The 20,294-nt window shown below is 70.0% G+C and carries 23 protein-coding genes; 11 read left to right on the plus strand and 12 right to left on the minus strand.

The annotated features are described in order from the left end of the window. Positions 1-7 precede the first annotated feature (7 nt). Together ABD093_RS03490 and ABD093_RS03495 are read left to right on the plus strand one after the other, a co-directional pair. Positions 8-1,513: a PepSY-associated TM helix domain-containing protein gene (locus ABD093_RS03490; RefSeq protein WP_343922466.1), complete on the plus strand. Its 1,506-nt coding sequence runs from the start codon at positions 8-10 to the stop codon at positions 1,511-1,513. Between the two features lie 13 nt (positions 1,514-1,526). Beyond that, positions 1,527-2,069 carry an HAD family hydrolase gene (locus tag ABD093_RS03495; protein WP_343922468.1) on the plus strand — a complete coding sequence of 181 codons (543 nt, stop codon included), beginning with the start codon at positions 1,527-1,529 and terminating at the stop codon, positions 2,067-2,069. An 81-nt stretch (positions 2,070-2,150) separates the two neighbouring features. Here the strand turns inward: ABD093_RS03495 and ABD093_RS03500 are convergent, their stop codons facing one another. The 3 genes from ABD093_RS03500 to ABD093_RS03510 form a co-directional block, all read right to left on the minus strand. Next, positions 2,151-2,480 (minus strand): nuclear transport factor 2 family protein, encoded by a 330-nt coding sequence (locus tag ABD093_RS03500; protein WP_343922470.1) that lies wholly within the window; start codon positions 2,478-2,480, stop codon positions 2,151-2,153. A 109-nt stretch (positions 2,481-2,589) separates the two neighbouring features. Continuing rightward, positions 2,590-2,976 (minus strand): YciI family protein, encoded by a 387-nt coding sequence (locus tag ABD093_RS03505; protein WP_343922472.1) that lies wholly within the window; start codon positions 2,974-2,976, stop codon positions 2,590-2,592. Between the two features lie 103 nt (positions 2,977-3,079). Then, positions 3,080-3,370: a DUF4287 domain-containing protein gene (locus tag ABD093_RS03510; RefSeq protein WP_343922600.1), complete on the minus strand. Its 291-nt coding sequence runs from the start codon at positions 3,368-3,370 to the stop codon at positions 3,080-3,082. A 151-nt stretch (positions 3,371-3,521) separates the two neighbouring features. Here ABD093_RS03510 and ABD093_RS03515 point away from each other — a divergent pair, with 151 nt between their 5' ends. Continuing rightward, positions 3,522-4,157, plus strand: coding sequence for a TetR/AcrR family transcriptional regulator (locus ABD093_RS03515; RefSeq protein WP_343922473.1), 636 nt, complete (start codon positions 3,522-3,524; stop codon positions 4,155-4,157). Here the strand turns inward: ABD093_RS03515 and ABD093_RS03520 are convergent. Genes ABD093_RS03520 through fdxA form a run of 4 tightly spaced genes read right to left on the minus strand, consistent with a single transcriptional unit; the run spans position 4,127 to position 6,143 of the window. After that, positions 4,127-5,035 carry a TolB family protein gene (locus ABD093_RS03520; protein WP_343922475.1) on the minus strand — a complete coding sequence of 303 codons (909 nt, stop codon included), beginning with the start codon at positions 5,033-5,035 and terminating at the stop codon, positions 4,127-4,129. The genes ABD093_RS03515 and ABD093_RS03520 overlap by 31 nt on opposite strands. A 17-nt stretch (positions 5,036-5,052) precedes the next feature. Then, positions 5,053-5,331, minus strand: a complete 279-nt coding sequence (locus ABD093_RS03525) for a hypothetical protein (protein WP_343922476.1) — start codon at positions 5,329-5,331, stop codon at positions 5,053-5,055. Then, positions 5,321-5,761, minus strand: a complete 441-nt coding sequence (locus ABD093_RS03530) for a MerR family transcriptional regulator (protein ID WP_343922478.1) — start codon at positions 5,759-5,761, stop codon at positions 5,321-5,323. Before ABD093_RS03530 ends, ABD093_RS03525 begins: the two co-directional genes overlap by 11 nt. Positions 5,762-5,813: 52 nt before the next feature. After that, the gene (fdxA, locus tag ABD093_RS03535; protein WP_343922480.1) at positions 5,814-6,143 is read right to left on the minus strand and encodes a ferredoxin; all 330 of its coding nucleotides are present in this window, start codon (positions 6,141-6,143) and stop codon (positions 5,814-5,816) included. Between the two features lie 78 nt (positions 6,144-6,221). On the opposite strand from fdxA, the gene soxR reads away from it, so the two are divergent. From soxR to ABD093_RS03550, 3 genes are all read left to right on the plus strand, one after another. Next, the gene (gene soxR / locus ABD093_RS03540; protein ID WP_343922482.1) at positions 6,222-6,710 is read left to right on the plus strand and encodes a redox-sensitive transcriptional activator SoxR; all 489 of its coding nucleotides are present in this window, start codon (positions 6,222-6,224) and stop codon (positions 6,708-6,710) included. A gap of 70 nt (positions 6,711-6,780) precedes the next feature. After that, positions 6,781-7,410, plus strand: a complete 630-nt coding sequence (locus tag ABD093_RS03545) for a superoxide dismutase (protein ID WP_343922484.1) — start codon at positions 6,781-6,783, stop codon at positions 7,408-7,410. A 402-nt stretch (positions 7,411-7,812) separates the two neighbouring features. Then, complete coding sequence (locus tag ABD093_RS03550; RefSeq protein WP_343922486.1) at positions 7,813-9,210, plus strand: APC family permease; 1,398 nt, start codon at positions 7,813-7,815, stop codon at positions 9,208-9,210. Positions 9,211-9,295: 85 nt separating this feature from the next. Here the strand turns inward: ABD093_RS03550 and ABD093_RS03555 are convergent, their stop codons facing one another. Beyond that, positions 9,296-9,841, minus strand: coding sequence for an AMIN-like domain-containing (lipo)protein (locus tag ABD093_RS03555; protein WP_343922488.1), 546 nt, complete (start codon positions 9,839-9,841; stop codon positions 9,296-9,298). A gap of 226 nt (positions 9,842-10,067) precedes the next feature. Here ABD093_RS03555 and ABD093_RS03560 point away from each other — a divergent pair, with 226 nt between their 5' ends. After that, complete coding sequence (locus ABD093_RS03560) at positions 10,068-10,562, plus strand: flavodoxin domain-containing protein (RefSeq protein ID WP_343922490.1); 495 nt, start codon at positions 10,068-10,070, stop codon at positions 10,560-10,562. A 27-nt stretch (positions 10,563-10,589) separates the two neighbouring features. Here ABD093_RS03560 and ABD093_RS03565 read toward each other — a convergent pair whose 3' ends face one another. Then, positions 10,590-12,074 (minus strand): helix-turn-helix domain-containing protein, encoded by a 1,485-nt coding sequence (locus ABD093_RS03565; protein ID WP_343922492.1) that lies wholly within the window; start codon positions 12,072-12,074, stop codon positions 10,590-10,592. A 171-nt stretch (positions 12,075-12,245) separates the two neighbouring features. Between ABD093_RS03565 and aceA the strand changes: the two genes are divergently transcribed. Then, entirely contained in the window at positions 12,246-13,562 is a 1,317-nt protein-coding gene (aceA, locus tag ABD093_RS03570; RefSeq protein ID WP_343922494.1) for an isocitrate lyase, read from the plus strand. A 76-nt stretch (positions 13,563-13,638) separates the two neighbouring features. Next, on the plus strand, positions 13,639-15,333 hold the full coding sequence (gene aceB, locus ABD093_RS03575; protein WP_343922495.1) for a malate synthase A: 1,695 nt from the start codon (positions 13,639-13,641) through the stop codon (positions 15,331-15,333). A 55-nt stretch (positions 15,334-15,388) separates the two neighbouring features. Here aceB and pdxT read toward each other — a convergent pair whose 3' ends face one another. Both pdxT and pdxS read right to left on the minus strand, forming a co-directional pair. Beyond that, positions 15,389-15,985 (minus strand): pyridoxal 5'-phosphate synthase glutaminase subunit PdxT, encoded by a 597-nt coding sequence (pdxT, locus tag ABD093_RS03580; RefSeq protein WP_343922602.1) that lies wholly within the window; start codon positions 15,983-15,985, stop codon positions 15,389-15,391. Then, positions 15,979-16,887: a pyridoxal 5'-phosphate synthase lyase subunit PdxS gene (gene pdxS / locus ABD093_RS03585; RefSeq protein WP_343922497.1), complete on the minus strand. Its 909-nt coding sequence runs from the start codon at positions 16,885-16,887 to the stop codon at positions 15,979-15,981. The genes pdxT and pdxS overlap by 7 nt, the downstream gene beginning before the upstream one ends. Positions 16,888-17,042: 155 nt before the next feature. Here pdxS and ABD093_RS03590 point away from each other — a divergent pair, with 155 nt between their 5' ends. Together ABD093_RS03590 and ABD093_RS03595 are read left to right on the plus strand one after the other, a co-directional pair. After that, complete coding sequence (locus ABD093_RS03590) at positions 17,043-18,377, plus strand: aminotransferase class I/II-fold pyridoxal phosphate-dependent enzyme (RefSeq protein WP_343922499.1); 1,335 nt, start codon at positions 17,043-17,045, stop codon at positions 18,375-18,377. 50 nt (positions 18,378-18,427) lie between these two features. Next, a complete protein-coding gene (locus ABD093_RS03595) occupies positions 18,428-19,678 on the plus strand; it encodes a nucleoside permease (RefSeq protein ID WP_343922501.1) in 1,251 nt (416 codons plus the stop codon). Between the two features lie 15 nt (positions 19,679-19,693). On the opposite strand, the gene ABD093_RS03600 is transcribed toward ABD093_RS03595, so the two are convergent. After that, positions 19,694-20,272: a sugar O-acetyltransferase gene (locus tag ABD093_RS03600; protein WP_193117662.1), complete on the minus strand. Its 579-nt coding sequence runs from the start codon at positions 20,270-20,272 to the stop codon at positions 19,694-19,696. Between the last annotated feature and the right edge of the window lie 22 nt (positions 20,273-20,294).

The following is a 20,294-nucleotide window of genomic DNA, read 5'->3' on the forward strand; positions in this document are numbered from 1 at the left end:
AACCACCATGGCCACTCCGGCTGCCCCGCGTGACCGTTGGTTCGGCCCTCTGCTCCTCAGGCTGCACTTCTACGCCGCGATCCTCGTCGCCCCCTTCATCCTGATCTCCGCGGCCAGCGGGGCCCTCTACGCCCTGACCCCGCAGCTCGAGCAGCAGGTCTACGCCCAGGAGCTCACGGCACCGTCCGAGGGCCCGCCGCTCCCGCTCGCCGAGCAGGTCGCCGCGGCGCAGGCCTATGTCGGCGAGGGCGAGGGCGAGAGTGAGGGTGCGGTCGTCACGGCGGTCCGCCCGGCCCCGGAGGTCGGGGACACCACCCGCGTCATGTATGCCGACGGATCCCTCGGCGAGGGCGAGTCGCGGGTGATCATGCTGGATCCGGCGACCGCGGAGATCCGCGGCGACCTCACCGTCTACGGCACCAGCGGCTCCCTGCCGCTGCGCACCTGGGTCGACCAGCTGCACCGCAACCTGCATCTGGGAGAGGTGGGCCGGCTCTACAGCGAGCTCTCCGCCTCCTGGCTCGGGGTGATCGCGCTCGCGGGGCTCGGGCTCTGGATCCGGCGGGCCCGACGGGCTCGACGCGGCCGACGGGCGCGGGACCTGCTCCTCCCGGATCTCCGGGCACGTGGCTATCGACGCACGCTCTCCCTGCACTCCTCGGCCGGGGCGTGGGTGCTGCTCGGCGCCCTGTTCCTCTCGGCCACCGGGATCACCTGGTCCCAGTACGGGGGAGGGAACATCGGCACCATCCGCGAGGCCTTCGGCTTCACCACCGCCGCCGTCAGCACCGAGCTGCCGCAGGAGACGACCGCCGGTGCGGAGGGTACGTCGGACACGGGCGACATGGACAGCATGGAGGGGATGACGGGCAAGGATTCCGGGGAGCACGCCGAGCACGAGTCGCATCACGAGGCACCTGTGGCAGGTGCAGCTGAGTCAGCCGGTCCCGGCGAAGCCGCTGCCGCGCCCAGGGCCGATCTCGGCCAGATCGACCGTGTGCTCGCTGCTGGTCGCTCCGCGAACATCGACACGGGACTCGTGGAGATCCGCCCTCCGGCCGACGCCGGCTCCGCCTGGGTGGTCGAGGAGATCCAGCGCAGCTATCCCACGAAGGTGGACGCGATCGCGATCGACGGCAGCACCCTGGAGGTCGTGGACCGCACCGACTTCGCCGAGGCGGACCTCGCCGCCAAACTCACCCGCTGGGGCATCGACCTGCACATGGGATCGATGTTCGGGCTGGTCAACCAGATCGTCCTGTTCGTGATCGCCTCGGCCGTGGTCGCGATGATCATCTGGGGATACCTGATGTGGTGGCAGCGCCGGCCCACCAAGGGCGGGAGCGGATTCGGGAAGCCGCCCCGTCGCGGCGCGCTGCGTCGGGCCCCGTGGTGGGGCGCGGCCCTGGTGCTGCTCGCCGCCGCGGGTATCGGCCTCATGCTGCCGCTGATGGGCGTGAGCCTGGCTGCCTTCGTCATCGTCGATACGATCGTCGGTCGGCTCCGACGGTGACTAGGCTGAGCGCATGACCCCGAGATCCCTGATCGTGCTGCTGGACTGCGGCGACACCCTCATCGACGAAGGCACCCAGGTCCACGACGACACGGGCGTGGTCCTCTCCGCCGACGTGATCCCGGGGGCCGATCGCATGGTCCGGAATCTCGTCGCCGCCGGATTCCGCCTCGCCCTGGTCGCCGACGGTCGCTACGTCTCCTTCGAGAACCTGCTGACCCAGCATGGGCTTTTCGACCTGTTCGAGACGCTGACCTGCTCCGATGCGATCCGGCACGAGAAACCCAGCCCCCGCATGTTCAAGGCGGCCATGGGGGCCCTGGATCTCGAGCCGGCCGACGCCGCGCGCTGCGTGATGGTCGGCAACAACCTGGCTCGGGACATCGCCGGCGCGAACCGGATGGGGATCACGAGCATCCACATAGCCTGGACCGATCGCTATCCGAAGCAGCCGACGACACCGGACGAGGTCCCCGACCACACGATCGCAACCCCGGCCGAGCTGCTGTCCCTGCTGCGCCGGCTCGACGGCGAGCTCGGGGAGCCCGCGGCCTGACCAGCGCGCCGACACCGCGGGGCCGCAGGCCACTGCTCCTCACGTCGTGGGTGCTCGAGACGTGGATCCTCGGGGAATGGGTCAGCCCTCGCGGATCGTCATCCGGGCGATGCGCTCGCCGTCGACGTCGAACGCGAAGGAGCTGCGTCCGTTCGCGTGGGTGCTGCGCCAGTCCCCGATGACGGTCACCCGGTCTCCGTCGACGGTGACCTCCTCGGGCGTCAGGACGCCGTCGGCCCCGAGGAACTCCTTGTCGCTCCAGGCCTTGATGGCCTCGCGGTCGGGGAACACGCGCCCCCAGTCGTCGACGGAGCCGTCGGTGCCGAAGGCGTCGAGGAATGCCTGGTCATCGTGCCGGTTGACCGCGTCGATGAAGGACGCGACGGGTTCGGGGACAGCGGGCTGTGCCATGGGTGGCCTCCTGGTCGGTGGGCCGACAGGATGCCATAAGGTCGCGTCGCGCGTCTGCGCCCGTTCCCGCCCTCCGGCGGGACGCAGGGCTCCTCGACCGGAACGTCGTTCAGCCGAGGGCGGGCCGCAGCTCGAGCCACTCGTGGATCGGCTTCCCGTCCTTCCCGGGCTCCGCGGAGAGCTCGGCGGCGAGCTCCTCGGCGCGTTCCCGGCTCGCGACGTCGATGATCATCCAGCCCGCGACCAGGTCCTTCGCGTCGAGGGCGGCCGAGTCGGTGAGCGGAGCACGGCCCTCGCCGTCGTAGCGCACGAACGTCCCCTCGGAGGAGAGTGCCAGGGAGTCGACGAACTCGCCGCTGTCCCGCAGCCGGTCCGCGAAGTCCTCCATGTACTGCATGTGGTGCGCGACGTCGCTCTTCGACCACTGATCCATCGGGACGTCGTTCACCCCGGCCGGCGCGCCGCGGTAGTGCTTGATCATCACGTACTTGGCCATGTGAGGCCTCCTTCGAAAGGGTCCGCCCATTCTTGCCCGCTCCGCGCCGCGTGGGAAGACGTGAGGAGCGTATCCGCCCGTCGGAATCCGGCGGTGCTGCGCCTCAGGCAGGTCTCGTGGCCGCTCCATCGAGCCAGAGCGTGTCGGAGGCGTCGCGATGGGAACCGGTGGAGCCGACGTGCTTCGCATCGATCGCCGGGCCCTTCTTGATCACGTGCACCATCGCCATGCCGTGGCCTCGCCCCAGGTCGTAGTCGGTCTTCAGCCAGTCGAGGATCACGCCGGCCTTCACGGAGGGGTCGTCGTATCCCCGCTCCTGGGCGATCTCGAGCAGCTGGCGCGGGGTGAGCCCGCTCTTGGTCTCGACGGCGTCGAGGTAGGCCTGGAACGACATGATCGGCATCCCCTCATGGAAGGACGGTACTAATCAGTACCCGATGGCGATACAGTACTGTTCAGTACCCCAGGGGTCAAGGGATTTCCATTGCTCGAGCGAACCCCAGGGCATGGGACCTGCACCGACCCGGAGATGAGGAGGCGACAGGATGGATCTGACGGACAGCCCGCCGAGACGACGCCGCATCCTCGACGCGGCTCTCGCGGTCTTCGTCGCGAACGGATACGTCGGCACCTCGACGGACCAGCTGGCGGCAGCGGCGTCGATCTCGAAGGCGACGCTGTACAAGGAGTTCGGGGACAAGGAGGGAGTGTTCAGCGCCCTCATCGCGGATGCCGCCGAACGCATCGATGACCCGTTCGACCCCTTGATCGGACGGATGGGCGAGGTCGCGGACGCGGCCGACGGGATCGCCCTGCTCGCTGAGCAGTTCGCACGCTCGATCATGGCACCGTCGGTGCAGCAGCTGCGGCGTCTGGTCATCGCGGAGGCCACGCGCTTTCCGCACCTCGGGACCCTCTACTGGGAACGGGGCTTCGTGCGCGTGCTCGACTCCGTCAGCGCATGCCTGCAGGTCCTGGACTCACGGCGACTTCTGGACGTGCCGGAGCCCGACCTCGCGGCGCAGCACTTCGCGGGCATGCTCCTGTGGATCCCGAGCAACCGGACTATGTTCACGGCCGGAGCGGAGCCGCTCGACGACCGGTTCCTCGCGCGGGTGATCGAGTCCGGTACGACGGCCTTCCTGCGGGCCTACTCCGCGTCGAGCTCCTCGATCGGGTAGTCGACGAAGGCGAAGGCCGAGCCGTCCGGTGCCCAGCTGGGCACGTTCATGGTGCCCTGGCCGCCGTGCAGCGCGACGAACGTCGTCGGCCGGTCCCAGGCCTCCCACTCCACGAGCCGCAGCTCGACGCTGCGGTTCTCCGGGTGGCCGATCGTGCCCGGCTCGAAGCTCACGTAGGCCACGACGTCCCCGGTCGGGGCGACGTGCGGGAACCAGTTCACGCGCTCGTCGGAGGTCAGCTGCTCCAGCTCGCCGCCGTCGGGTCGGATCCGGGCGAGCTGGGCGTGGCCCGGCACGGTCGAGAACTGCTCGGTGTTGAAGAGGATCCACTGCCCGTCGGGGCTCCAGGCGGGCCCGTCGGCCGGGCCGGCATCGGTGGTCAGCGCCCGGTCCCCCGTGCCGTCGGCGCCGATCAGATGGAGGGCGGCCGCGGTCCAGGGGTCCTGTCCCTGCGGCACGACGCGCACATACGCCAGCTCCGTGCCGTCCGGGCTCACCCCGTGCAGGAAGTGCAGGGGCCCGTCCTCGCTGGTCACCCGGGTGATCTCGGAGCCGTCGAAGGGGACGTGCCAGATGTGGTGGTCGTTCGCCGAGGCGAACACGCCGGTGCCGTCGCGCAGCAGCACGTGATCGTTGTTCACCGGCGGCAGGCCCGGGACATCGAAGAGCTCGGGCTCGGAGGAGCCGTCGGCCGCGAGGAACCAGAGCTTCCCGTCCCCGTTGATCAGGAGGCGGCCGTCGGCCAGCCAGTTCGGTGCCTCGTAGAGCCGCTGCGCGGATTCATGGACCGTGCGCAGCTCCCCGCTCGCTCGGTCCCACACACGGATCCGGGCACGCTGGCCGGGCTGAAGGGTTCTCCACGAGATGGCGTCGCTCATGGACGAAGTCTGGCACGTCAGGCCTCCGCGGTGACGATGAGCATCAGGACCACTGCGAAGAGCGCGAGCGCACCGAGGGAGGCACCCGCTGCGGCAGGCAGCACCTTCGGCGCGAGGCCGTCGTCCCAGCGCCATATCCCGATCAGGCCGAAGACGACGGCGGCCAGAGCGACGGGGGCAGAGATGAGGTCCCCGATCCCGGGGATCGCGACGCAGGCTGCGGCGGCGAGGCCGAAGGTCAGGGAGTAGTCCCCGGCGGTGTACCGCCTGCGACCCGGCGGTCGCTCAGCCGCCATGCGCGAGGTGCTCCTCGATGACCTCGTCCAGGATGTCGATCGTGTCGATCTGACGCTCGACCTCCTGCTGCAGCCGGTCCCGGTGCTCGCGCAGCTCGGCCACGAGGCCCTCGGTGCACTGCGCGTCATCGATCATGCCGGGCAGGACGGGCCGGATGTCCGCGCTGGACAGTCCGGCGGCGAACAGGCGCTGGACCAGGAGCACGCGGTCCACGGCCTCCGACTCGTAGCGCCGGTGGCCGGCCTCGGTGCGGCGCGCGACGAGGAGACCCTGCTCCTCGTAGTAGCGCAGGGATCGGGGGCTCACGCGCGTCAGCTCGGCGAGCCCGCCGATGCTGAGCAGGTCCGGCGGGCCGGGCCGGTGAGGCAGGCCGAGAAGATCTGTCTGCCCGGCGGTCCGGGCCCTCACATGTGTGTCAGATATCGACATGACCGCAGTGTATGGCGCTGCGACTGCGGAATCGGGGAACCTGACATGCGTGTCAGGCGAGCGGGTTCGGCTGGGTGGGCAGGGCCTCGACGAGCGGGTGATCCTTGTCGATCACGCCCATCTTCGCCGCGCCGCCCGGCGCCCCGAGGTCGTCGAAGAAGTCGACGTTGGCCGAGTAGTAGTCGGCCCACTGATCCGGGGTGTCGTCCTCGTAGAAGATCGCCTCGACCGGGCACACCGGTTCACAGGCACCGCAGTCCACGCATTCGTCGGGTTGGATGTACAGCATCCGATTGCCCTCATAGATGCAGTCCACGGGGCACTCGTCCACGCAGGCGCGATCCTTCACGTCCACGCAGGGCAGAGCAATCACATAGGTCACGGTGGCTGGTCCTTCCCAGTCGGTCTGAGAGAACCGTAAGATCTCAAGTGGACTTGAAGTCAAGCAGGGAGAGCGAGTATGAACGCGCTGCACGAACCTGATGAGCTGCTGACGATCGGGGAGATGAGCCGACGCACCGGAGTGGCACAGTCCGCCCTGCGCTATTACGAGGATCTCGACCTCATCACCTCGGTGCGCACCACCGGGAACCAGCGCCGCTACGCCCGCCACATGCTGCGGCGGGTCTCCCTCATCTCGGTGGCCAAGCGCCTGGGGATGCCGCTGTCGGATGTGCACGATGCCTTCGGTGATGTGCCCATGGACAGCACGCCGTCCCACGCCGACTGGCAACGGGCCTCCCGGCGGTGGAAGCTGCAGCTCGAGGAGCGCCGGCGCAGCATCGAGCGGCTCGAGAACGAGCTCACCGGCTGCATCGGCTGCGGGTGCCTCTCGTTGAAGGCCTGCGCGCTGCTGAACCCCGACGACGCTCTGGCCTCGACCGGCGCCGGACCACGACGCCTGGAGGGCATCCACGACAACGGGGATTCCGCCGGGGACGAACTATGACGGACAGGATTGCCCTCAAGTGCGCTTGAGGTCTTAAGGTCGAGCCATCATCTCGACGAAAGGACTGATCATGGCGGACTACACGCTTCCCGATCTCGACTACGACTACGGCGCGCTGGATCCTTCGATCTCCGGCAGGATCATGGAGCTGCACCACTCCAAGCACCATGCGACCTATGTCAAGGGCGCGAACACGGCGCTGGAGAAGCTGGCGGCGGCTCGTGAGTCCGGTGATTTCGCCACGGTGAACCAGTTCTCGAAGGATCTGGCGTTCAACCTCGGTGGTCACACGAACCACTCGATCTTCTGGAAGAACCTCTCGCCCGAGGGTGGCGACAAGCCCACCGGTGAGCTCGCGCAGGCGATCGATGAGTTCTTTGGGTCCTTCGACGGCTTCCGTGCGCACTTCACGGCCGCGGCGCTGGGCATCCAGGGCTCGGGCTGGGCCGTGCTGGCGTACGAGCCGCTCGGTGGGAACCTCGTGATCGAGCAGTTCTACGATCAGCAGAACGGTGTGCCGGTCGCGACGATCCCGCTGTTCCAGCTGGATATGTGGGAGCACGCCTTCTACCTGGATTACCAGAACGTGAAGGCTGATTACGTGAAGGCGATCTGGAACATCGTGAACTGGGCTGATGTCCAGAAGCGGTTCGAGACGGTGCGCGCGACGGGTTCCGGCCTGGTCATCCCCAGCGCCTGATCTGAAGCAGTGATCAGAGCAGCAGCAGTGCATCGCTGCGCATGATCTGCAGCGTCTGACCTGCAGCAACTGGTCCACAGCATCGCTGTGTGAACGGCCGGTCCCCTCCGCGGGGGCCGGCCGTTCGGCGTACGTCACGCGGATTCGCACCGGCAGGCTGCCTGCCGGCCCGGCCGCTCCCACCTCAGCGCCCACATCGACGAGCGGCCCATGGCTGCGATAGGCGCGAGTTCGGGTACTTGACCTGCATCGATCTGGTGGACGCGCCGACGCGGACGGCCTGTTCTTCCGTAGGGTCCCGTGGTTGTGCCCGTCAGCGGACGGGCACGCAGGCAGCGGCCGTTCGCGCCGCGGAGGCAGAGCTGTCGACGCGAAGCGCCGCCGACGCAGGAGAGGACAGCCGTGGACACGGATCTGACACGCAATCTCGGGGTGACGGGCATCGTGCTCATGGTCGTCGCCGCGGCAGCACCCATCACCGTGGTGGTCGCGAACTTCCCGATCATCCTGCTCTCAGGCGGGTCCGTCGGCGCCCCGCTGATGATCCTCGCAGCCACCGTGATCCTGCTGCTGTTCTCGGTGGGCTACACCTGGATGACCCCGCACGTCCCCGACGCGGGCGCCTTCTACGCCTACGTCGATCGGGGCCTCGGTCGCCGGGCCGGACTCGGCACCGCGGCGATCGCCCTGCTCTCCTATGTGCTGCTCACCGTCTCCATGACCTGCTACCTCGGTGTCCAGGCCGGCAACCTGCTCGCTCTGGGAACGGGGATCGAGGTTCCCTGGTGGCTGATCTCCGCTGTCATGGTCGCGGTCGTCGCCTTCCTCGGCTACCGCAAGATCGATCTCTCCGCGAAGGTCCTCGGCGTGGTGCTGGTGCTCGAGATGCTCGCCGTGCTCGCCATCGACCTCGGGGTGCTGCTGTCCGGTCGGGAGCTGAGCGCCACCCCGTTCAGCCCTGCCGAGGCGCTCTCGGGGGCCCCGGGCTTGAGCCTGCTGTTCGCGTTCCTGGGGTTCTTCGGCTTCGAAGCCACCGCAGTGTTCCGCCACGAGGCCAAGGACCCGCTGCGCACCATCCCGCGCGCCACCTACCTCGCGGTGGTGCTCATCGGGGTGCTCTACACGGTCTCGGCGTGGCTGGTCATCTCGGGCCTCGGCGCGAGCACCGCGGTCGAGGCGGCGACCGCGAACCCCGACAGCATCATCGTGGAGCTGACCGGCGAGGTGATCGCGCCGATCATGGCCGATCTCGTCCAGGTTCTCGTCGTGACCAGCATGTTCGCGTGCATGCTCGGCTTCCACAACATCGTCACCCGGTACCTGTTCACGCTCGGCCGGCGCGGCGTGCTGCCCACGTCCCTCGGCGCGGCGCACTCCCGCCACCGGGCGCCCTCGCGCGCGTCCCTGTGGGTGAGCATCGTGACCGCCCTGATCGTGCTGGTCTCGGCCCTCGCCCAGCTCGACCCGGTGGTGGAGATCTACACCTGGTATTCCGGCCTCGGCGCCGTGGGCGTCATCGTGATGATGGCGCTGACCTCCCTCGCCGTGGTGCGCTTCGGGATCACGCACCGGGCGGCACGAGCCCCGGGGACGGTCCTCGCGCTGGCCGGCCTCGGCGGGCTGGGGCTCCTCGTCGTGCTCGCGATCTCCCTGGCGAATTTCCCGCTGCTGGTGGGCGGGGTGGTCGCCGCGGTCATCTGCGCCGTGGTCCTGCTGGCCGTCTTCGTGGCCGGTCTCCTGGACCCGCGGCGCGCGGCGGTGGCCGACGCTCCCGAGCAGGAGATCGCGTCGGCCCCCTGATCCCCGGTCGCCACAGCGAGCACCGGCGGCACCCCGTGGGGCGTCGCCGGTGGCGTGATGGCTGGTCTCGGGACGCGTCGTCGCGTCACCAGCGATGGGCGACGTCCACGACGATCCGGGAGCCGTTCCCCGGTCCGTCGAGCACGAAGGCCCGCATCGGGAGCCGGGCGCGCACGCCCATACCGATGGTGGTCGATCCTTCGAAGCTGCCGGCGAGGGCGACCTGCTCGAAGGTGCGGTAGCCGTCGACGTCGACGGCGGTGTTCGCGGAGGCGGGGTCGTAGGTGGGCCGGCCGCTGTTGTCGTACGCCGGGGCGTTGACGACGATCTCCAGGTCGGCACTGCCGGCGAGGTGCACGGTGGAGCCGGAGCCCGGGCGGTGGACCGCGTTCACGTAGGCCACCGAGTATCCGGTGACGGAGTGGTCGAGGTCGATGACGAGCCGGTCGTAGCAGTCATGCCGGCCCGTGCGCAGATCATCGAGGTGGGCCGAGGACGTTCCGGCCCGTGATGCGGGAAGGGACCCCCAGGCGATGCCGCAGTACGGCGCGGCTTCGGCTGCGAGCGGTGTGGTCAGTCCCAGACCGACGAAGAGCACAAGACTGGCGAGCACGGAGAGCACGCGTTTCATGGCAACCTCTTTCGTGGCCCGGTCGGTGCCACGGCGGCATCGGCCGTATCGCCAGTGTCCGCCTGTGCGGAGCGCCGATCCAGTTGCCCGACGGTAATGATCACTGGATCGTGATCTGGCTCTGACCTGCACTTTATGAGCGCCCGACGAAAAAATGGTGAACGGATCGGATCCCGATGAGCGCCGTGTCGGGACGGATGTCCCGGGGCCTGCGAGGATGTCCACCATGAGCGTCCTCGTCGCCTATGCGACCCACTCCGGAGCCACCCGCACCCTCGCGGAGACCCTCGCCGCCACGCTGGAGGAGCGCGGCGTCGCGGTCGAGCTCGCCGATCTCCAGGAGGGCCCGGACCCCGCTGGTCACGACGCCGTGGTGCTCGGCTCCGCCGTGCGTGCCGAATCCTTCGAGAAGACAGCTGTGAACTGGGCGAAGACCCATCTGGACGTCCTCGTCTCCCGGCCGCTGGCGGTGTTCTCCTGCTCCGGGTCCGCCTCCGATCCCGCCAAGGGCGGCAAGCAGAAGGCGACCGACGCCTTTCTGGGGAGCCTGCCGCTCCGCCCCGTCGCGGTGAAGAACTTCCCGGGCTGGGTGCTGATGGAGAGGATCCCCGTGCACGAGCGGATGCTCCTGAAGTCCCTGCGCACACCGACCGGCGATTTCCGCGACCTCTCGGCCGTCGCCGCCTGGGCCCGGGAGATCGCCCCGCAGCTGACGCGCTGACCTCGACGTCCCGAGCACGACGTCGGCTCAGGGCTGGGACGGGGCTCCCCGCGGATCCGGCTGCGGAGAGTGCCGGTCCAGGAACTCGAGCATCGCGACCCGGTCCACCCCCGTGAAGGTGCCCGAGGGCATCGCGGCGAGCAGGGAGGCGTGCAGGCGCGCCACCGGCCACACGCTGCCCTGCCAACGATCCTCGGCAGCCGGCTCGGGCTCGCGGCAGCACTCCTGGTCGGGGCACGAGGACGCGAACCGACGGGTGGTCTCGCGGCCCCGGAACCAGCGGGTGTGCTCGAAGCGGGTGCCCACCGAGATGGAGAACTCGCCGCCGGGGCCGGGCTCGATGTGGGAGGTGCACCAGTAGGTGCCGCCGGGCTTGTCGGTGTACTGGCAGTACGGGCTCATGCGGTCCTCGCTCTGGAAGACCTGGCGCGCGCTCCACCAGCGGCACACCAGCTGCCCCTCCACCGCGCCCAGCGCATCCGTCGGGAAGCGCACCGCGTCGTTCTGGTAGGCCTTGACGATCGCGCCGCTGAAGTGGGTCTTCAGGAAGTGCACGGGCAGCTCGAGATGGCGGGTGACGAGGTTCGTGAAGCGGTGGGCCGCGATCTCGTAGCTCACGGAGAACTCATCGCGCAGGTCCTCCACGGACAGCTCGCGCTGGGCCTTCGCGGAGCGCAGGAAGTCCACGGCCCCCGCCTCCGGCAGCAGCATGGCGCTGGCCAGGTAGTTGACCTCGACGCGTTGTCGCAGCAGTTCGCCGTAGTCGGCAGGCTCCTCCTCGCCGAGCACATGGGCGGCGATCGCCTGCAGCACCGTGGTGCGCGGGTCGGTGGCGCTGCGCTCGAGGGGCAGGTAGATGCGCATGTTCTCGGCATCGGTGATGCTGCGGGTGGAGTGCGGCAGGTCGCCCACCGAGTGCAGGCTGAAGCCCAGCTCCGCAGCCAGCAGCGAGACCTTGCGGTGCGAGAGCGGGCCGCCGCGATGGTCGATCCGCGCCAGCAGGTCCCGCGCGGTCGCCTCGAGCTCGGGGTAGTAGTTGCCCGAGCGCGACTGCTCCTCGCGCAGCTGCCCGTTCACGCGTCGTGCCTCCTCGGGGGTCGCGGCGCGCTCGCGATGCAGGTGCTCGAGCTCGTCGTGCAGGCGCAGGATCGTCTCGATCGCGGCATCGCTCAGCGAGCGGCGCACGGGGAGGTCCGGCAGGTCCAGCCCCTGGTACAGCGCGCCGGCCTGCGCCTTCTCGAGCGAGATCTCCAGGGCGGCCCGACGGGAGGGGGCCTCCTGCCGCAGCAGGTCCTCCACCTCGACCCCGAGCACGCGCGCGATGCGCCGCAGCTCCCCGAGCCGCAGCTCGCGCCGTCCGTTCTCGATGACGGAGAGCTGCGAGGGGGCCCGCTCGAGCGCCTCGGCGAGCTCGCGCAGGGACAGGCCCCGCTCGAGCCGCCGGGCGCGGATGCGGCGGCCGATGGTGAGGCGGTCGGAGGAGTCGTCGGGATCCACGTCGTCGTGTGCCATGGCGGACAGGATGCCACGCCGGAAGTTCTCAGCGTCAGAAATATGGTCGAAGTTCTTCGTCCGTACCCCTTCGGATCGGGGAATCGCGCCTCCAGAGTGTGAGGACCCGACGAAGTTCGTCGGGATCGCTCGACCCCTTCGGTCGGACGTGGAGCAGCAGAGGAGTCCACCATGGAGCAGTTCACCCGCCGAACCGGTGACCAGCGCATCACCGCCGCCGAGCTCGCCGCCGAGTGGGATCTCGACCCCCGGTGGCGCGATGTGCGCCGCGATCACACCGCGGAGGATGTCATGGCCCTCGCCGGCCCGGTCCGCGAGGAGCACACCCTGGCCCGCCGCGGCGCGGAGTCGCTGTGGGATCTCGTCCAGCAGAACACGGAGGACCCCGGCAGCTGGGTGCGCGCCCTGGGCGCCCTCACCGGGAACCAGGCCGTGCAGCAGGTGAGGGCCGGGCTGAAGGCCATCTACCTCTCCGGCTGGCAGGTCGCGGCCGATGCGAACCTCTCCGGCAAGACGTACCCGGACCAGTCCCTCTACCCGGTCAACTCCGTCCCCGCCGTCGTGCGCCGGATCAACAACGCCCTGCTGCGCGCGGCCCAGATCGAGCATGCGGAGACCGGAACCACGAGCCGGGACTGGACGGCGCCGGTCGTCGCGGATGCCGAGGCGGGCTTCGGCGGTCCGCTGAACGCCTACGAGCTCATGCTCTCGATGATCGAGGCGGGAGCCGCCGGCGTGCACTGGGAGGACCAGCTGGCCAGCGAGAAGAAGTGCGGTCACATGGGCGGCAAGGTCCTGGTCCCCACCTCGCAGCACGTGCGCACCCTCGGGGCGGCCCGGCTCGCGGCCGACGTCGCAGGGACCCCCACGGTGATCATCGCGCGCACCGACGCCCTCGCGGCGACCCTGCTGACCAGCGACGTCGATGAGCGTGACCGGGAGTTCCTCACCGGGGAGCGCACCGCGGAGGGCTTCTACGAGGTGCGGCCGGGCATCGATGCGGTGATCGCCCGCGGCCTGGCCTACGCGGAGTACGCGGATCTGCTGTGGGTCGAATCCGCGGAGCCGGATCTCGAGCTGGCCCGCACCTTCGCCGAGCGCATCCACCGCGACTTCCCGAACCAGAAGCTCGCCTACAACTGCTCGCCGAGCTTCAACTGGAAGCGTCACCTCGACGACGCCCAGATCGCCCGCTTTCAGCGGGAGCTGGCCGCCATGGGGTACGCCTTCCAGTTCATCACCCTGGCCGGCTTCCATTCGCTCAACCACGCGATGTTCGAGCTGGCCAGCGGATACGAGACGAGCCAGATGTCCGCCTTCGTCGAGCTGCAGGAGGCGGAGTTCGCCTCCGCGGCCTCCGGCTTCACCGCCCACCGCCACCAGGCCGAGGTGGGCACGGGGTACTTCGATCGGGTCTCCACCGCGCTGAACCCGAGCAGCAGCACCCTCGCCCTCGCCGGCTCCACCGAGACCGCCCAGTTCCACTGAGCCGTCGCGCGCACTGACAGCAACGACTGCGCGGACCACCCCGTACTCAGCGAACGCACCCAGCAAGGAGCATCTGATGACCCTCACCCAGGACACCCGACCCACCCGAACCACCCGGAACACTCAGGCGACTCAGGCCGACCGCTCCGGCCGGACCGGACCCGACCCGTCGGCCGGCCGCGGCACCCTGGAGGTGCTCGGTCCGATGTCCGAGCGCTTCGAGGAGATCCTCACCCCGGCGGCCCTCGACTTCGTCGCCGGCCTGCACGACCTCTTCCAGTGCGAGCGTCACCGGCTGCTGCAGGCGAGGACCCTGCGCCGCGAGTCCATCGCCGCCGGGGCCATGTTCGACTTCCTCCCCACCACCGCGGCCGTCCGCGAGGATCCCGAGTGGACCGTCGCCGGCGGAGGTCCCGGCCTCGAGGACCGCCGGGTGGAGATCACCGGCCCCACCGACCGCAGGATGACGGTCAACGCGATGAACTCCGGGGCCCGGGTGTGGCTCGCGGATCACGAGGACGCCCTCAGCCCCACCTGGGAGAACATCATCGGAGGGCAGGTGAACCTGCACGATGCGATCCGTCGGCAGATCGACTTCGTCTCCGAGCAGGGCAAGGAGTACCGCCTGGGCGAGGAGACCCCGACCATCGTGCTGCGGCCCCGCGGCTGGCACCTCGACGAGGCGCATCTGCGGTACACCGGACCGCGCGGGCGCAGCGGCCGGGCCATCGCGGCCCTCGTGGACTTCGGGCTCTACGCCGTCCACAACGCCCGCGAGCTCGTCGAGCGCGGCGTGGGCCCCTACTTCTACCTGCCCAAGCTCGAGTCCCATCTCGAGGCGCGGCTGTGGGACGAGGTCTTCACGCACACGGAGCAGCAGCTGGAGCTCGAGCACGGCACCATCCGCGCCACCGTGCTCATCGAGACGCTTCCCGCGGCCTTCGAGATGGAGGAGATCCTCTACGAGCTGCGCGACCACTGCGCCGGGCTGAACGCCGGCCGCTGGGACTACCTGTTCAGCATCATCAAGATGTTCCGCGACCGAGGACGGCGACGGGTGCTGCCGGACCGCTCGGAGCTGACGATGACCGTGCCGTTCATGCGGGCGTACACGGAGCTGCTGGTGAGCACCTGTCATCGCCGCGGCGCCCACGCGATCGGCGGGATGAGCGCGTTCATCCCCGACCGCCGGGATCCGGAGGTGACGCGGCAGGCCCTGGAGATGGTCTCCGACGACAAGCGCCGGGAGGCGACCGACGGCTTCGACGGCACGTGGGTGGCCCATCCGGACCTGGTCCCGGCGGCGCAGGCGGAGTTCGACGCGGTGCTCGGCGAGGCTCCCCACCAGCTGGACCGGCTGCGGGAGGACGTCGCCGTGACCGCCGAGGACCTGCTGGACCTGCACGTGGAGGGAGGCCGTGTCACCGAGGCCGGGGTCCGCCAGAACGTGCGGGTGGCGCTGCGCTACCTCGACAGCTGGCTGCGCGGGCAGGGCGCCGCGGCGATCGATCACCTCATGGAGGATGCGGCGACCGCCGAGATCTCCCGCTCCCAGCTGTGGCAGTGGATCAACCAGGGCATGCTCACCGAGCGGGGCATGCCGGTGGTGGCCGAGAAGGTCGAGTACCTCATCGAGCAGTGCGCCGAGGAGATGTCCCGTGAGGAGGGCAGCCGGGCGCAGGACGCCGCGGCGCTGCTGAGCGAGGCCGTGCTCGGCGAGACGTTCCCGGCCTTCCTCACGACCGCCGCGTACGAGCTCCAGCTCCGGTGAATCGAGGGCGGGGAGGGACCGCCGGGCAGGACGCCCGGCGGTCCCTCTCGTCGTCTCAGGCGCCGCGGATCCGGTCCAGGAACCGCTGGTGGAACCGGGTCTCCCCGGTGGACTCCGGGTGGAAGGCGATCCCCAGGAGGCCGTCCTGCTCGGCGGCCACCACCAGGCCGTCAGGGAGGGAGGCGAGTGCTGTCGCCGAGGGGCCGAGCTCCTCGATCGCCGGGGCCCGGATGAAGGCGGCCCGGATCGTCGGCGGACCGAGAGCAGGCACCTCCAGCTCCGTCTCGAAGGACTCGACCTGACCGCCGAAGGCGTTGCGTCGCACCGTCGCATCGAGACCGCCGAACGTCTCCTGACCGGCGATCCCGTCGGCCAGACGGTTCGCGAGCAGGATCAGCCCTGCGCAGGTGCCCAGCACGGGCAGGCCGCCCGCGATCACGTCGCGCAGCGGGCCCTGGATCCCGAACGCCCGGGAGAGCTTGTCGATCACCGTCGACTCCCCGCCGGGCAGCACGAGGCCGTCGAGGCCGACCAGCTCGCCCGGTCGGCGCACGAACTCGACCTGCGCGCCCAGCTCGGTGAGCACCCGGGCGTGCTCGCGCACGTCGCCCTGCAGCGACAGGATGCCGACGCGGGTCGCGGTGGTCACCAGCCGCGCTCGGCCAAGCGGTGCGGGGCGGGGAGATCGGCCACGTTGATGCCGACCATCGCCTCGCCCAGCCCGCGGGAGGCCTCGGCGATCACCGAGGGGTCGTCGTGGAAGGTGGTCGCCTTCACGATCGCGGCGGCCCGCTGCTCGGGGTTGCCGGACTTGAAGATCCCGGAGCCGACGAAGACGCCGTCGGCCCCCAGCTGCATCATCATCGCGGCATCCGCCGGGGTCGCGACGCCGCCCGCGGTGAACAGCACCACCGGCAGGGTGCCGGTCTCGGCGACCTCCTTGACCAGCGAGTACGGGGCCTGCAGCTCCTTGGCCGCGAGGTACAGCTCGTCCTCGCTCTTCGCCGCCAGCTCGCGGATCTGGGCGGTGATGGTGCGGATGTGCTTGGTGGCCTCGGAGACGTCGCCGGTGCCGGCCTCGCCCTTGGAGCGGATCATGGCAGCACCCTCGGTGATGCGGCGCAGGGCCTCGCCGAGGTTGGTCGCGCCGCACACGAAGGGCACGGTGAAGCGCTGCTTGTCGATGTGGTGCACGTAGTCGGCGGGGGAGAGCACCTCGGACTCGTCGATGTAGTCCACCCCGAGCTCCTGGAGGATCTGCGCCTCGACGAAGTGGCCGATGCGGGCCTTGGCCATCACCGGGATCGAGACGGTCTCGATGATGCTGTCGATCATGTCGGGGTCGCTCATGCGGGAGACCCCGCCCTGGGCGCGGATGTCCGCGGGGACCCGCTCGAGGGCCATGACGGCGACCGCGCCGGCGTCCTCGGCGATCTTCGCCTGCTCCGCGGTGACGACGTCCATGATGACGCCGCCCTTCAGCATGTCCGCGAGCCCGCGCTTGACGGTTCCGGTGCCGGTGGTGGGAGTGCCCGTGGTGGGGGTGCTGTTCATGAGGTGTCCTTGTCGCTCGCGCGGCGCGGGCTGACGGCATCGAACGCGTCGGCCCTCCCTGCACCACATTGACCTAGGCCAAAAAGTAGCACGGCATGGGTCAAGCGTCGACGGATGTCCGTGGGCGACCGCCGACCCCGCCTAGACTCGGCCGGGTGAGCAACGACGACGACCTGGTGATCAGCGGTGGGACCGCCGTGGAGATCGCCGACAGCGTGCGGGCCCTCGTGGACCGCGGCGAGCTGGCCCCGGGGCAGAGCCTGCCCTCTGTGCGCGCCCTCGCCGAGCAGCTGCAGGTCAACCGCAACACCGCCGTGGCCGCCTACCGGAACCTCGCCCGCTCCGGCGTGGTCGTCTCTCAGGGGCGTGCCGGCACGCGGGTCGCGCAGCGGCAGGCCGTCGCGCAGGAGGGCTTCGCCGCCGCCGGGTCCCTCCGGGATGTCGGCACGGGCAACCCCGATCCGCGCCTGATCCCGGACCTCGCGCCGGCGCTGGCCGCCGCCGCGGGCCGCCCGGTGCTCTACGGGGAACCCGTGATCGACCGCGATCTCGAGCAGTGGGCCCGGGACTGGATGACACCGGACGCCCCGGGGAACCCCGCCGACGTGCGGCTCACCCTGACCAGCGGCGCCGTCGACGCCGTGGAGCGGCTGCTCGCCCAGGCGCTCATGCGGGACGACGCCGTGGCCCTCGAGGACCCGTGCTTCCTGGCCAGCATCCACATCGCCCGCCTCGGCGGATATCGTGCGGTGCCGGTCCCGGTCGACGCCGAGGGGATGACCGTCGAGGGCCTGCGCTCCGCCCTGGAGCAGGGAGTGCGCGCCGTCGTGTGCACCCCGCGCGCCCAGAACCCCACCGGGGCCTCGCTCAGCGAGCAGCGCGCCGCCCAGCTGCGCGAGGTGCTCGACGAACATCCCTACGTGCTGGTCATCCAGGACGACTACTACTCCTACCTCTCCCAGCGGCCCTTCCACTCGATCATCGGTCCGGGGCATCGGCGCTGGGCGCTGCTGCGATCGGTCTCGAAGTTCGTGGGCCCCGACATGTGCCTGGCCGTGACCGCCACCGACCCTGACACCGCGGGCCGGCTCGCGCAGCGGCTCAGCCCCGGCACCACCTGGGTCAGCCATCTGCTGCAGCGGATCACCCACGCCGTGATGCGGGACCCTGATTCCCTGGCGCTCATCGGCCGCGCCGGCGCCCACTACGCCGAGCGGAACGCGAGCTTCGCCGCCCGCCTCACCGCGCTGGGCCTGCCGGTCGAGGCCGGCGACGGGATGAGCCTGTGGGTGCCCGTCCCGGCCCCGGCCCGTGAGGTCGCCGAGCGGCTCATGCGGCGGGGGTGGCTCGTGCGCACCGGGTACGACTTCCGGCTCGCGCCCGAGGCGGGATCCTCGCGCCACCTGCGGCTCACCGTGCACGACCTCTCCGACGAGGACGCGGGGGCGCTCGCCGCCGACGTCGCGGACGCGGCCCGCGACGCCGCCTGAGTGCACGGAACTCCTCTCGGTGACCCAGTTCACAGGCTAAGGTCCTCGGCATGCTGGATTCGCTGACCCGCACCCGCCTCTCGGCCATGATGTGCCTCGAGTTCTTCGTGTGGGGCGCCTGGTTCGTCACCCTGGGGACCTACCTCGCCAGCGATCTCGAGGCGACGGGCAGCCAGATCGCGCTCGCCTTCCTCACCCAGAGTCTCGGCGCGATCCTCGCCCCCTTCATCGTGGGCCTGATCGCCGATCGCTTCTTCGCCGCTCAGCGCATCCTCGGCGTGCTGCACCTGTTCAGCGCGGTGATGCTGTTCCTCGCCGGGCGCCAGGAGGACTTCGGTCCCTTCTTCGTCTTCGCCCTGCTCGCGATGGTGTCCTTCATGCCCACCCTGGCGCTCGCGAACTCGATCTCGTTCCGCCGCATGGAGAGCCCGGAGCGGCAGTTCCCCAGCGTGCGCGTGTTCGGCACGATCGGCTGGATCATCGCGGGCCTGCTCATCGGCTGGCTCGGCTGGGAGACCGGCGGGGCGCTCTCGAACACCTTCGTCATGGCCGCGATCGGCTCGGCGCTGCTGGGCGTCTACGCCTTCACCCTCCCGCACACCCCGCCGGAGCCGAGCGACGGCCCCGCCACCGTGCGGGACATCCTGGGCCTCGATGCCCTGGCGCTGCTGAAGTCCCGCTCCTACCTGGTCTTCTTCATCGCCTCGATCCTCATCTGCATCCCGCTGGCGTTCTACTACAACTTCACCAACCTCTACCTCAACGAGATCGGGGTGCCGAGGGCCGCTGCGGTGCAGTCCCTCGGGCAGCTTTCGGAGGCCGGGTTCCTGCTGCTCATGCCGCTCATGCTGAGGAAGCTCGGTGTGAAGAAGACCCTGCTCATAGGCATGCTCGCCTGGGCCGCACGCTATGCGATGTTCGCTCTCGGTGACTCCGGCTCCCTGCTGTGGCTCGTGGTGATCGGACTGCTGCTGCACGGCGTCTGCTACGACTTCTTCTTCGTGGCAGGGCAGATCTACACGGACCGCTTCGCCCCCGCGCGGGTGCGCTCGGCTGCGCAGGGCCTCATCTCCCTGGCCACCTACGGCGTGGGCCTGCTGATCGGCTCGCTGATCTCCGGGCCGATCGTCGACGCCTTCCTCGCCGCCGACGGCACGCATGACTGGATCCCGATCTGGCTGGTGCCGGCCGCGCTCGCGCTGCTGGTCGCGATCTTCTTCGGGAGCATGTTCCGGGAGCAGCAGACGGCCGACGCGATCGGCGGGGGCGACGGGGCTGGCAGGGCCGACGTCGCGACGTAGGCGCTGTGCCCGATCTCAGAGCTCGCGGATCACCCGGGCGGGGTTGCCGACGGCGACCACGTTCGCCGGGATGTCCTTCGTGACCACGGCGGATGCTCCGATGACCGAGTTGTCGCCGATGCTCACGCCGGGCAGCACGGTGACCCCGCCGCCGAGCCACACGTTGTCCCCGATCGTGATCGGCTCGGCGCGCTCCAGGCCCTCCCGCCGGGGCCCCGGGTCGGTGGGGTGGATCGGCGTGAGCAGCTGGACGTTCGGGCCGATCTGGCAGTCGTCGCCGATGGTGATCGCCGCGACGTCGGCCGCCGTGAGGTAGTAGTTCACGAAGGTGCGGGCTCCGAGGGTGACGTTGCTGCCGTAGTCCAGGGAGATCGGCGGGCGCACGACGGTCTCTTCACCGACCCCGCCCAGCAGCTCCTGGAGCAGGTCACGGGCCTCCGGGGCGTCATCGAGCCACGCCCGGTGGTACCGATCCGCGAGCTGAGCCGCCTGCAGCTGGAGCGTCCCGAGCTCCTGGTCGGAGATGTACCAGTCGCCGGCAAGCATTCGTTCGCGCTGGGTGCGGGTGTCGGCCGGGTCAGGAATGCTGCTCATGGCAGTGAGGGTAGCGGGCCGC

Source organism: Brachybacterium tyrofermentans (assembly GCF_039526165.1).
Classification (GTDB): Bacteria; Actinomycetota; Actinomycetes; order Actinomycetales; family Dermabacteraceae; genus Brachybacterium; species Brachybacterium tyrofermentans.

Excerpts from the sequence above, each read along its gene's own strand:
- ABD093_RS03490 (WP_343922466.1), top strand. The coding sequence starts at position 8 with ATGGCCACTCCGGCTGCCCCGCGTGACCGTTGGTTCGGCCCTCTGCTC.
- ABD093_RS03495 (WP_343922468.1), top strand. The coding sequence starts at position 1,527 with ATGACCCCGAGATCCCTGATCGTGCTGCTGGACTGCGGCGACACCCTC.
- ABD093_RS03500 (WP_343922470.1), bottom strand. The coding sequence starts at position 2,480 with ATGGCACAGCCCGCTGTCCCCGAACCCGTCGCGTCCTTCATCGACGCG.
- ABD093_RS03505 (WP_343922472.1), bottom strand. The coding sequence starts at position 2,976 with ATGGCCAAGTACGTGATGATCAAGCACTACCGCGGCGCGCCGGCCGGG.
- ABD093_RS03510 (WP_343922600.1), bottom strand. The coding sequence starts at position 3,370 with ATGTCGTTCCAGGCCTACCTCGACGCCGTCGAGACCAAGAGCGGGCTC.
- ABD093_RS03515 (WP_343922473.1), top strand. The coding sequence starts at position 3,522 with ATGGATCTGACGGACAGCCCGCCGAGACGACGCCGCATCCTCGACGCG.
- ABD093_RS03520 (WP_343922475.1), bottom strand. The coding sequence starts at position 5,035 with ATGAGCGACGCCATCTCGTGGAGAACCCTTCAGCCCGGCCAGCGTGCC.
- ABD093_RS03525 (WP_343922476.1), bottom strand. The coding sequence starts at position 5,331 with ATGGCGGCTGAGCGACCGCCGGGTCGCAGGCGGTACACCGCCGGGGAC.
- ABD093_RS03530 (WP_343922478.1), bottom strand. The coding sequence starts at position 5,761 with ATGTCGATATCTGACACACATGTGAGGGCCCGGACCGCCGGGCAGACA.
- soxR (WP_343922482.1), top strand. The coding sequence starts at position 6,222 with ATGAACGCGCTGCACGAACCTGATGAGCTGCTGACGATCGGGGAGATG.
- ABD093_RS03545 (WP_343922484.1), top strand. The coding sequence starts at position 6,781 with ATGGCGGACTACACGCTTCCCGATCTCGACTACGACTACGGCGCGCTG.
- ABD093_RS03555 (WP_343922488.1), bottom strand. The coding sequence starts at position 9,841 with ATGAAACGCGTGCTCTCCGTGCTCGCCAGTCTTGTGCTCTTCGTCGGT.
- ABD093_RS03560 (WP_343922490.1), top strand. The coding sequence starts at position 10,068 with ATGAGCGTCCTCGTCGCCTATGCGACCCACTCCGGAGCCACCCGCACC.
- ABD093_RS03565 (WP_343922492.1), bottom strand. The coding sequence starts at position 12,074 with ATGGCACACGACGACGTGGATCCCGACGACTCCTCCGACCGCCTCACC.
- aceA (WP_343922494.1), top strand. The coding sequence starts at position 12,246 with ATGGAGCAGTTCACCCGCCGAACCGGTGACCAGCGCATCACCGCCGCC.
- aceB (WP_343922495.1), top strand. The coding sequence starts at position 13,639 with ATGACCCTCACCCAGGACACCCGACCCACCCGAACCACCCGGAACACT.
- pdxS (WP_343922497.1), bottom strand. The coding sequence starts at position 16,887 with ATGAACAGCACCCCCACCACGGGCACTCCCACCACCGGCACCGGAACC.
- ABD093_RS03595 (WP_343922501.1), top strand. The coding sequence starts at position 18,428 with ATGCTGGATTCGCTGACCCGCACCCGCCTCTCGGCCATGATGTGCCTC.
- ABD093_RS03600 (WP_193117662.1), bottom strand. The coding sequence starts at position 20,272 with ATGAGCAGCATTCCTGACCCGGCCGACACCCGCACCCAGCGCGAACGA.